Raw genomic sequence first — 11,977 nt, 5'->3', positions numbered from 1 at the left:
TTATAGCCCGATTATTTTATTCCTTACAATGTGGAAGTGATTATGACTGTTAGAACCCGATTTGCACCAAGTCCGACTGGATATTTACACGTAGGTGGAGTAAGAACTGCTTTATTTTCATGGCTTTATGCAAAACGTCATCGTGGTGAGTTTATTTTGCGTATCGAAGATACTGACCAAGAGCGTTCCACTCAAGAGTCTGTCCGTGCCATTTTGGATGGTATGACTTGGTTAGGTATGGATTATGACGAAGGACCTTTTTATCAAACTAAACGTTATGACCGATACAATGAGGTGGTGCAACAGTTATTAAATGAAGGGAAGGCTTATCGATGTGAGTGCAGTAAGGAACGTCTGGAAGCTTTACGAGAAGCTCAAATAGCAGCCAAAGAAAAGCCTCGTTATGATGGTCATTGTCGCAATAAAAATTTACCTATTTCTGACGCACCTTTTGTCATTCGCTTTAAAAATCCTGACCAAGGTACGGTATCTTTTCACGATCAGGTTTACGGTGAAATACACGTTGCTAATAGTGAATTAGATGATTTAATTTTGATACGTTCCGATGGCCATCCTACCTATAATTTTGCCGTGGTGATTGATGATATAGATATGAATATTACCCATGTAATTCGAGGGGATGATCATATTAACAATACACCAAGACAAATTAATTTATTTCAAGCATTAAATGCTCCTATACCTGTATTTGCCCATCTGCCAATGATTTTAGGCGAAGATGGCAAACGTTTATCCAAGCGCCATGGCGCAGTGAGTGTATTGCAGTTTAAAGAATTAGGTATTTTACCTCATGCTTTATTAAATTATTTAGTTCGTTTAGGTTGGTCTCATGGAGATCAAGAGATTTTTAGTATCGATGAGATGATAGCCTCTTTTGATTTGAAAAATGTAAGTCGAGGGGTTTCAAGTTTCAACTATGAAAAATTATATTGGCTCAATCAACATTATCAAAAAAATGATCCAGTTGAAGACGTGGCTGAAGCTTTGCGTTGGCATTTTGAACATGAAGGAATTAAATTGGAGGACGGGCCAGCATTAACTGATTTAGTGACTATTCAGGCTGAGCGATGTAAAACTTTAGCTGAAATATGTCAAATGAGTACGTATTTCTATGCAGATTCAATTAAATATGATGAAGCCGCAGTCAAAAAACATTTACGCCCGGTTATTTTAGAACCTTTAACTGCGCTTTATGAACGTTTAAAAACAGTAGAACCTTGGGAAAAGGAGCATTTGCAAGAATGTATTAATGACATCAGTGCGCAGTTTGATATCAATATGGGAAAAATTGCACAACCCGTGCGAGTAGCAGTGACTGGTTCAGGGATGTCACCATCTATTGACATGACATTGATGTTATTAGGTAAAGAAAAAGTACTAACTCGTCTTGCCTTTGCTTTGGAACAATTAAAAATAAGAGCGGATGGTCACTTATGAGATTAAAATTACATCAACTGGGTTTCACTTTAACGACGTTGTCTGCTTTTTTTATTGCACCGGCTTTTTCTGCTAATCCTAATACCTCAAAAAATAATCTTACTCAGCAATTTCAGGAGGAGATCAATGATTATTATAAAAAGTATAGTGAAAAGGAAAAATTTACAGCAATCGCTGCTTCGGTTTTGATTCCTCAAAATCGGACGAATAATAAGCAAGAAATTCAAACTGTAGTATATGGCACTATGGGGTATGCGCCATTATCCCAGCCAATTACTCCAAACAATTTATTTGATATTGGCAGTATTACTAAGTCATTTACGTCATTACTGTTATTGCAATTGCAAACGGAAAATAAATTATCTTTAGACGACCGGTTAGGTAAATGGTTGCCACAATACCCAAATTGGAAAGATGTCACTTTACGTCAATTATTAAACATGACCAGCGGTATTCCAAATTATTCTGAAGATAAGGAATTTTCGAAAAAAATGGAGGCTCATTTAGATACGGTTTGGACTGATAAAGAATTACTTGCTTATGCACATCCTGAAAAGCCACTTGTAACTAAAAAAGAGAATCAATTTGAATATTCTAATTCAAATTACATTTTGGCCGCAATGGTTATCGAAAAAGTGACTCAAGATACTTTTGCAAACCAATTAAAGCTACGAATTATTAACAAGGAAAATGGGTTAAATGATATGTTTTACCCAGCAGGCCCAGATGGACAAGCTGTTGCAAAAGCAATTCAAGAACTAAGAGTTCATGGTTATTATTATGATGAAGAAAAAAATAAACTCATTGATACCATTATTAATGATTTGTCTTGGGCTGGTGCTGCTGGAGCAATTGTAGCAAATACTGAGGATGTAGTACGTTGGGTGCAGTTGCTTTATCACGGAACATTAATTAACCCTATTTATAGAGAAAGTAGCTTGGCTGAATTAGAGTCTGTTGTTTCTATGAAAACGGGACAAACCATCCCTACAGTAACAGAAAATGATCCTTTAGGATTTGGTTTAGGCGTGGGCTCCTATTACGATAAAGAGCTTAAGCAACGCTTTTGGTTTTATAAAGGCAGTACTTTAGGATTTAGAGTCATGTATATTTGGCAGTCTTGCAATAATGTAACTACTGTTGTTGCCTTAAATAGCAAGGGAGGGGAGGGAAATCCTAACTCAAAATTGGGTGATGAAATTAGGAAGGCGAATGTTAATTTATATAAAATTATTTTGAAGAACCATCCTGAATTAAATTGTATTAGTGATTGATCCTTACTGTTTAATGATAAAGCTAAGATCAATTTTAACTAATTCTTTTGCTATTGAGTGACTTAAATAAATACAAATTGTAGTTTTTTGTTTATTTAATATGCTACAATTTGCGCGTTTAATATTTAAAATGATCAATTATGCCAATTACAATTAATCCGCAAGCTGATAAATTTTTTATTTCAATCAATAAGCAAGGAGTGCATTCATTTATAATGTTGGGCATTTATGACCAAAATAAAGCCAAACATTTGCTTTGTCGTGTCGGCAAATTTGGTGACAATGATGATAAAGATCCCAATTGTTCTTTAGTAACGAAGTTTCTGTGTAATGCGCTGTTTTATAAGAATAAAGCTAAATTGGGGGATGAGGGAATTACAAGGAGAGCAAAGGGATCAACACCTATAACGTATCAAGCTTATGATATTACCTACGCTCAATATTTGGAATTTATACAAATATTAGAATCATTACAAACAGATGAAAATAAATTTTTATGCTATAAACCTGTTGCAACACAAAACAATGAGGTTACTCTAGAGCTTAATAATGATTTGATTTTTGCTCCTCAACCCAAAAATAAGATCAAAGAGAATGTTAATGAACTACATGTTGGTAATACGTGCAGGCATTCAGCAATAACACTTGTAGAGGCAACACAGCATGCACCAGTTGCATCTTTAGTATCCTCTTCTTTTTTTACTAGCCTGCCTTATAAAACTGTATTAGATTACGGTAAACCCAGTGAAGAGATTCCGTTTTATGTTTTACCTGCTCCCCCCGTCGCTTTTTCTGGATTAGGGCAAACTAAGACAAAAATAATTACTAAATTATATCAACGCATGGAGCGCATGTTATTGCTTGAAACAAATTCCCAATCTACCCAAGATAAGTTTTTGCGCTTAAAAGAATTGTATTTAAATATAGTAGGACCACAAAAAAAATTGTCTTTTTCTGAGTTACTGCAAAGTATTCAAACTTGGAAAAAAGATAATGAATCAATACTCACTGCTTTACGAAAAAAATATTTTTGGGATTCATTTTTCACCCGAAAATCGGCTACTATGAGTTTAATTGAAGAAGTAGAACGTGATCTTCAAGTAGCACAAAAAGTATAGTTTTTTAGCTCGTTCGGTTATTAGCACATTTATATTGATTAAAACGATTATCATAAGGAGTTGAACATGAAACTGTATTATAGTAAATCGGCATGCTCATTAGCAGTGCGTATTGTTCTTAATGAGTTAGGGCGTACTTTCCAAGAGGAAGAGGTTGATTTAAAAGCAAAGAGAACAAAAACAGAGGAAAATTATTTAGAAATTAACCCTAAAGGTGCTGTTCCTGCGCTTCGTTTAGATAATGGCGATATACTTACTGAAAATCAAATCATTTTGCAATATTTAACAGATATTACCCCTGGCCAAAGGCTTCTAGCCCCTGTAGGTGATCTCATGCGTTATCATACTCTTGAATGGGTCAATTATATTGCTACCGAATTACATAAAACTGTAGGTATGTTTTTCCATCCTAATTTGCAGGAAGAAACAAAAAATTTGTTTATGTCTATCGTCATGGCAAGGTTGAATTACATGAATGATCATCTGGCGAACGGCCCATATTTGATGGGTGAACATTTTACTTTACCTGATGCTTATTTATTTGTCATTTTAAGGTGGGCCCATTATTTTAAAATGGATCTTTCAGCCTATAAATATTTAGAGCGGTTTATGAGTGTTGTGGGTGAGCGTCCAGCTGTTGTGACTTCATTACAACAAGAAAAGCTGTAATTTATTATCGGAGATAAACGTGTCTGTAAAAGCTGATTTTCAAGGTGGCTTAGATCTTAATTTTTTTGCAAAACGTGAATTTGAATCCACCGACGGTGTAGAACCTTCAAAACAGGCACCAATTATTGCTCGCAATGCAGCACGCTTTTTGATGATGGGATGGACTGATTCCTTGACTCAATTTTTGACCCCAACTGTACTTAATGCTGTTTTTGTGAAACGGGATCATGAGTTACTAAGAGAATTACGCCTTGCTTTTCAGCAGGGCTTTTTTGAAATTTTTGAACAACTTAAAGAAAAAGAACTTACTGAAGAACAAAAAGAACAGGTTCAGCTTTATCTCAGTAATTGTTTAACCTTGTTGCCTTATGGTGACTTAACACCTTATGAATCAATTAAAATTCCTCAATACATTGCAGGGAAATGGGAGATGGTTGAATACCAAATTACTCCAATTGAGTTAACAGCAACATCAGGTTGGCAACGTTTTTTCATCCAAGACAAAGATCGTGTTTTTGCTTATGGCTTAGAACCTCTTTTTCAAAAAAAAGCAGAATCGCATTTAATTTTTATGGGTACCACTTATCCTGCTGGTCAAGGTTTTGTGCCTCAAGTAAATACTGATTCTAAGGGTTTTGAAACGGTAGGTAAATCTTTATATCGAACAGGTCGAGCAAGAGTTCAAGAGTGGTTAAGCCAACAAGAAAATAGTATTCATGTATGCGGTGTAAGCTTGGGGGGGTCTCTAAGTTTATTACTTGCTATCGATCAAGGAAATTATAAATTATCACGGGTTGACGCATTAAATCCTGCAGGGCTTCATGATGCTTGGTTTAAAAGTCGAGATGACTATTGGGATAGTTTAAATTATAAACCCAAGGTAGTAGTACAAAAACAGGGAGATGATCCGGCTTCTGCTTTTGGAGTCTGGAAGACGGACTGGGACATTTTGCATGTGATTCCCCCCAAAGATAAACGAGGTCCTATTAGTTTGTGCGATCATTTTCTTAATTATGCAGGTTTTGCAGATACTCAATTTCATTACATCAAAGCAGAACAAGATAACTCCAAACGTTTCGCACGTAATTTTTGGCTTTATTCTCTTGGTAGGAGTTTGATTTATTATTGTTTTCTAACTCCCTATACTTATTTAATACGTCCATTCGTTCACTTAGTGTCGCAAAATTGGATATTGTCAGCACATATAGCGACCTTTTGCGTAGCTGTGGGTCTTGCCGTTGCCGGAGTTATACCTGGGCTTGTTTTTTTAGGAATTGCTGGCGGTTTATTAGCAAGCAGTCTTCTATGTTCTACACTATCCTCCATAAAAAAGGATGCAAAAGAGCCCACTCTTAGGAATCAGTATGTAGAAAAAGGGCTGGCAGAATTACATGATCCTTCACTTTCTCGAAATCCAACTATGGACATCTATAATGAGGATAATGCGGTAGAGATTGATTTCACTTATCAACAAATACATACTTATTATCAGCTGATGCGATCTTTAAAAAACAAGAATTTTATTCCTTGTGAAGAAAAGGAAAGCAAGCATGTAAGAGGAATAACTAAAAAAGCATTACTGGAAAACAGTCAAAATCCTAAAAATGCAGATGATGTTGTTTCTTTTAAGGTAACTAAGGCTAAAGCAGCGCACATACAACATACTTTATCTTTTGTTCAAAAGTTAGGTTCTGATAATGAACAATTGCAGTCGGTAGTGGATAAAAGTTATTCGAACTATCGTATGGGCAAATATGCTTAATGAGGGTTATATTCTGAGCGAAGTACCGTAAAAACCTTGGAAAGAAATTCATTTGTTGTGTTTAAAGCAATACCTGTTTGATTAGAATGTGAGCATTGAATTTTATCTTTATATTGAATGATCGTAAAATTACTAACAAAATAGAACATGGAGGTTTATTTTGCCTACTGGAATTGTTTTTAAAGGAGGTCTTGAGTTAAAGTTTTTTGAGCAAATGGAATTTGAAGATGTAGATGGAGTAGAGCCCTCACAGCAAGACGCTATTCTTGCGCGTAATATACTGCGTTTTTTTACAATGGGGTGGACACAATCCTGGACGCAATTTTTGACACCGTCCGTTTTATATTCCTTTTTCGTACAACGTAATTCCAATTTATTAAGAGAAGTACGTTTTGCCATGCAACAAGGGTTTTTGGAACTCTTTAAGCAGTTACACAATAAAGATTTGAATGCGGAACAAAGTGAGCAGGTTCAGCTTTATTTGAGTAACTGTTTGTGCATGCTTCCTTATGGTGACTTAACTCCTTATGAGTCCTTTAAAATTCCTCAATATATCTCAGGACGTTGGGAATTGGTTGAATATCAAGTTACTCCAATTGAGTTAACAGCAACATCAGGTTGGCGTAGTTTATTCATATATGACCATGACCGAGTTTTTGCTTATGGCTTGAAACCTCTTTTTCAAAGCAATGCAGAGTCCCATTTAATTTTTATGGGCACAACTTATCCTGCAGGGCAAGGTTTTTTAACTCAAATACGAACTGACGCGAAAGGAGTTGAATCAGTAGGTAATTCCTTGTATCAAATGGGTAGAGAAAAGATACATGAATGGTTAAACCAGCAGGAAAATACCATTCATGTATGTGGAGTAAGTCTTGGAGGGGCATTAAGTTTATTGCTCGCTATTGATAAAGGAAATTATAAATTATCAAGAATTGATGCATTAAATCCTCCTGGTCTTTATGAACCTATATTTAAAAACGAGCATGATTGCTGGGATGAATTAGATGAAAAGCCAAAAGTAGTGATACAAAAACAAGGCGATGATCCGGTTTCAGCATTTGGAGTCTGGAAAAAAGGGTGGGAAATTTTGCAGGTAACTCCGCCAAAGGACAAACAGGGGCCTAATGCTTTTTGTGATCATTGTCTCAATTATGCTGGATTTGCAGAAACTGAGTTTAGATATATTGCTGCAGAATACGATAATTGCAAACGAAAAACACCTTACAATTTCATCAATGCTCTTGCTAGGACTTTTATTTATTATTATTTTTTAGTTCCCTACACCTATGTTTTTCGTCCTATTAGCTATTTTGCGTTGAATAAGTTATTTACAAAAACTGATAATATGACCTATGAAGAAAATTCTGAACTCGCTAAAATTCATCAGCCTATGCTTTTAAGAAATTCTTCCATGGATATGTATCATATTAATAATTCAATTGATATGAATCTTACTTACAAGCAAGTCAATACTTATTATAGCGTGATGCGTTGTTTGGTGAAGAAAAAAGATTATTTATCCAATCAAGAATCTGAAAGCAAACATGTGAAGGGCATGAGCAAAAAAGCTCTATTGGAGAAAAGTTTAGAGTTTCAAGAGGGGGATAGTGTTGTTTCCTTTAAAGTAACTAAAGCTAAGGCAGCTCATATAAAACATACCTTAACCTTAGTTCATCAAATAGGCATTGATAATCAGGAAGACTTAAAACAGGTTTTAGAGAAAAACTATCAGTCATATCTCCTTGGCAAGCACTAGGGAGAATTGTAAGAGGACAGCTTCCGCTGTCTCATTGACGGGCTATGTCATTTTCACGAGAGGGGAGATTCTATTTCTATAAAAGTATTGGAGTAAGCGTTCACGTAAAGGCGTCATAACTTAAGGAAAACTGATTTCTATTTTTCTGTAGCCCGGATTAGGCAAAGCCGTAATCCGGGGGAAGGCGTGGTACAAAATTCCCGGATTACGACTGCGTCTAATCCGGACTACACGTATTTCCCTCCGTTTCGAAGATTCATTTGCACCCCGCAGCGAAGACCGGGGGGATTCGCTTGGAGTTTCTCATAAAGTCGAGTTAAATAAATTCTAATTTCCCGAGGAGTATTAAATTTCTAAAAAATATCATCCTCTGCAACAACGCCGTTGTCGCAGAGGGTGACGAGACTCTTATTTTTGAAGACTATTTACTTGGTCACAAATTATCTGCTCTGATAGTCCAGACTATTTCTCAAAAGCGATAAATAAGATGCGCTGCAACAGAGTAAAGAAAAGGATAATAGGTATCCACGGGGTTAAGTTGAGACTCTCCATAGCCGGCAGTAAAGTTTCCAGCTATTTCCCCCATAATATGCTCCGTAAAATTATAATTTACCCCAACAGTAAAAGTGGGTCCAGGATTCCAATCATTAACTATAAGATCTCTACGATGCACTCCAGCGACTCCAGCGCCTGAGAAAATTTTCATTTTAGAATGAGGAACAGGTACCATCAGTTTACCAATTAAACTGAGTGTTTCAGTATGAGTGGTCAACGTTTCAGAGCCTTCATGAAAAAAACTGAAGAGGCTAAAGGGATCAAAGTGAACGTTTGCGTCAGAAAAGTGCATATAACTTGCTTCAATTGCAAAATAATGCGTAAATTCATATCCTGCCAAAACGCCCCAAGCACTACCCCCTTCTTCAACATCTATTGGAGTAGATAACATCAATGCTGGATTTTGATTTTCTTGAGAGGGAACTAAACCATCCCAGGTAGTTGAACCATAACCAGCAATAGCTCCAAAATAAAAAGGATGTCGTACGGGTGTTTCTTCATATGCCAAACTAAAGGGGGCATATAAAAATAAGAAAGCTAATAGTGATAACTTTAATAGTTTAACAAGCACAATAAATACTCTAAGAAATTATATGAACTAATCAGAATTTCCGTCGGGCCGAAGCCCAACTTGAAATGGCTTATTATTGAATAATAAATTTAAAATCTCTCACACACAGATGCACACTTTATAGTGGTGCTACCATTTGCTTGTTCCCCAATACCTGATTTATAACATGTCCAATTAGCGATACAATCTTCAGGAGTAGTCTCTTGTTGAACTCTGGCTGAGCATGCATTCGCTAATGAACCATATAAATTTATCATTTGTTGATGTAAAAACTTCATGTTTTGACATACATATGGAGGTAATCCTTTAGCGGTACAATAACAAGTTGCAGCTGTTTTGAAAGAAGAGCAAAAACCTGGGTGGTCGATTGGTAATGCTTTACCACAGGCAGCTGAAAAAGTAACTGAGCTAAATATAAATAATAATCCTGCAAAAATTGTTCTTATCATTCTTATTCATCCTCTATGTAGATATTAATAACTGCGTTTACTGTATCAGAAAAATAGGTGGTCTGCAAAAAGAAATCTATGATAGATGGATAAGTTAAGTAGATTATTATTCTCTAAATTTTAGGCAGGATTCGATCCAGCCATTTGGGTAAGTACCATACCCAATTTTTAAAAATTGCCATTGTTGCAGGGACTAAAAAGCTACGTATTAAAAAAGCATCTACGAAAATAGCCACTGCGATCCCTAAGCCAAATGCTTTAACCATCAATACATCAGCGACTAAAAAGGAGCAGCTAATAACTATAACAATAAGTGCAGCACTAGTAATAATACGACTGCTCTTTTCAATTCCGAAAATAATGCTGTTATTATTATGTTTAGTTAATCGGTGAGCTTCTTTAATACGGGATAATAAGAATACTTCATAGTCCATAGAAAAACCAAATAAAGCACAAAATATAATTACTAATAAACTAATATCCAACATCTCTTGGGGTTGAAAATTAAGTAGCTGAGAGAGATAACCATCTTGAAATACAAGCACTAGAGCTCCATATGAGGCACAAAGGCTTAACAAAGTCATAATAATTGCTTTTAATGGTAAGAATATTGAACGTAATAATAAAAGAAGTATTAAATAAGAAAATACCATAATCCATAAAATGGAATAAGGAAGGAAATGATAGATACTTTTTAACACATCACTATTACTTACAGCAGTTCCAGTGAGCTCTAGAGTTAATCCTGAACCAACTTTCATATGATATAATTGAGTAATTAACTTTTTAGTCTCAGGCGAATTTGCAGAATATTTGCTAACAACACGAATAACTGTTAAATGCTTGGTTGTTGTTGTTTCTAACAATTGTTTCACTCGAGAATCGAGTAGTTTTTTATTCATATGATAGAGAGTGTAATATTGGCTTTTTTTCACGTCTGAATCACTGCTAATAATGCCATTAACTTCTTTGACTAAAGGATTTTGTTCTAATTTATGGACGAAATCATATAACTTAGAAAGATTGCGACGCGATAGAATAGGTGAGGAAGGGGATTCAACTAACAATACAATAGGATTTAGTTCTTCAATATTAAATTTTTCTGCATAGGTATCATAAAAAGCCCTATTTTCTGAGTTTTTAGGAAATATACGGTAATCAGATATCCCGAAATTAGCCTTTAAAAATGGATATCCTAGTAATAATAAAAAAATAAGTATGGGAAAGAAAAAGCGATAGGGATGGTTCACTACTCGTTCAGCTAACCAACGCCAATAACTGGAATGATTTTTATTTTTAAAAATACGTACGGAAAGGAAATTTATTTTAGTTTTTAAGACAGCAAGTATGGCAGGTAAAAGAATGGTCGAAATTAAGACAGCGTAAAATACGGCAGCTAGTCCACCTACTGCAACAGAAAATAGGATATTAACTGGAAATAGAAATAAGGCGCTAAGACTTACAAATACAGCCAAACCACTAAAGAAAATTGCTTTGCCCGCTGTTTCTTGGCTTATTGCAATAGCTTCTTCGATACTTGAGCCATTTTTTAATTCGTCTCTAAATCGACTGATAAAAAATAACGAATAATCCAGACAAAGACAAAGCCCTAATAATAAAGCAATGTTTATTGTGAATATAGACAGAGTAAAAAAATGACCTAAAAAGTAAAGAGTAGTCAAAATAATTAAGGCACAACCACCCCCCAGAATAATGGGGAGCGTTGCAGCTACTACTGAACCGAAAACAACGACTAAGGTAACGATTGCTACAGGGGTAGCAATGAAATCAGCTTTATATAGGTCTGTTTGCGTTTGTTTGTTTACATTTTGAACAAAAAGAGGTTCTCCTCCAATTTGCATGGTCATATTGTAGGGTTTCTTTATGGAATCTTTAAATTGTTTCAGTAACTGATCACTAATTGGCTTATTTGTTTTTATGATGACCACTGCATAGGCAGTATGTTTATCTTTTGAGATCTGATGTGTGTCATCAGGATAAATTATTTCATGCTTGATCGGAAAATCTTCCAAATCAGATAAGGATTGCTTCATTTTTTTCTTAAACAGAGAGCGAGTCGCTAAAAGTTTGGAGCTGTGATACATGACAATAAATTGATTTTTATCATCATAACCGAGTTTCTTATCCATATAGAGTTCTGCTTTCGCACTTTGAGAGCTTTCATCAATGAAGCCCGTTGTTTTAAAGGGAGCAATGATGTGAGGCAGAAAGGGAATACAGGACAAGACGACGAGCACCCAAAAAATTATGATGGGCCACCGTAGTTTATTAATTAACTTTCCTAAACGATACGACAATGTTTTTTTGGGCATTTTTCTAGTCGGAGTTTCCAAACTCATAA

The 11,977-nt window shown here is 35.4% G+C and carries 9 protein-coding genes; 6 read left to right on the top strand and 3 right to left on the bottom strand.

Annotation, left to right across the window (positions count from 1 at the left end; translation table 11 throughout):
- The first annotated feature begins 42 nt into the window (after window positions 1-42).
- From gltX to DYH34_RS11560, 6 genes are all read left to right on the top strand, one after another.
- On the top strand, window positions 43-1,458 hold the full coding sequence (gene gltX, locus DYH34_RS11585; protein WP_058465694.1) for a glutamate--tRNA ligase: 1,416 nt from the start codon (window positions 43-45) through the stop codon (window positions 1,456-1,458).
- Window positions 1,455-2,732, top strand: coding sequence for a serine hydrolase domain-containing protein (locus DYH34_RS11580; RefSeq protein ID WP_058465695.1), 1,278 nt, complete (start codon window positions 1,455-1,457; stop codon window positions 2,730-2,732). The genes gltX and DYH34_RS11580 overlap by 4 nt, the downstream gene beginning before the upstream one ends.
- A gap of 140 nt (window positions 2,733-2,872) precedes the next feature.
- Window positions 2,873-3,850 carry a hypothetical protein gene (locus DYH34_RS11575; RefSeq protein WP_058465696.1) on the top strand — a complete coding sequence of 326 codons (978 nt, stop codon included), beginning with the start codon at window positions 2,873-2,875 and terminating at the stop codon, window positions 3,848-3,850.
- Window positions 3,851-3,916: 66 nt separating this feature from the next.
- Window positions 3,917-4,519 carry a glutathione transferase GstA gene (gstA, locus tag DYH34_RS11570; RefSeq protein ID WP_058465697.1) on the top strand — a complete coding sequence of 201 codons (603 nt, stop codon included), beginning with the start codon at window positions 3,917-3,919 and terminating at the stop codon, window positions 4,517-4,519.
- 19 nt (window positions 4,520-4,538) lie between these two features.
- Window positions 4,539-6,281 carry a hypothetical protein gene (locus tag DYH34_RS11565; protein ID WP_058465698.1) on the top strand — a complete coding sequence of 581 codons (1,743 nt, stop codon included), beginning with the start codon at window positions 4,539-4,541 and terminating at the stop codon, window positions 6,279-6,281.
- A 160-nt stretch (window positions 6,282-6,441) separates the two neighbouring features.
- Window positions 6,442-8,040 carry a hypothetical protein gene (locus DYH34_RS11560; RefSeq protein WP_083502790.1) on the top strand — a complete coding sequence of 533 codons (1,599 nt, stop codon included), beginning with the start codon at window positions 6,442-6,444 and terminating at the stop codon, window positions 8,038-8,040.
- A gap of 469 nt (window positions 8,041-8,509) precedes the next feature.
- Here DYH34_RS11560 and DYH34_RS11555 read toward each other — a convergent pair whose 3' ends face one another.
- From DYH34_RS11555 to DYH34_RS11545, 3 genes are all read right to left on the bottom strand, one after another.
- On the bottom strand, window positions 8,510-9,166 hold the full coding sequence (locus DYH34_RS11555; protein ID WP_058465699.1) for an outer membrane beta-barrel protein: 657 nt from the start codon (window positions 9,164-9,166) through the stop codon (window positions 8,510-8,512).
- Window positions 9,167-9,255: 89 nt separating this feature from the next.
- The gene (locus DYH34_RS11550) at window positions 9,256-9,615 is read right to left on the bottom strand and encodes a hypothetical protein (RefSeq protein ID WP_058465700.1); all 360 of its coding nucleotides are present in this window, start codon (window positions 9,613-9,615) and stop codon (window positions 9,256-9,258) included.
- 113 nt (window positions 9,616-9,728) lie between these two features.
- Window positions 9,729-11,948, bottom strand: a complete 2,220-nt coding sequence (locus tag DYH34_RS11545) for an MMPL family transporter (protein WP_165481785.1) — start codon at window positions 11,946-11,948, stop codon at window positions 9,729-9,731.
- Window positions 11,949-11,977 lie beyond the last annotated feature (29 nt).

This window comes from Legionella cincinnatiensis, assembly GCF_900452415.1.
In the GTDB taxonomy this organism is placed as follows: Bacteria; Pseudomonadota; Gammaproteobacteria; order Legionellales; family Legionellaceae; genus Legionella; species Legionella cincinnatiensis.
The sequence above is the reverse complement of the archived record's forward strand: the minus strand, read 5'-3'. Positions and strand labels throughout refer to the sequence as shown.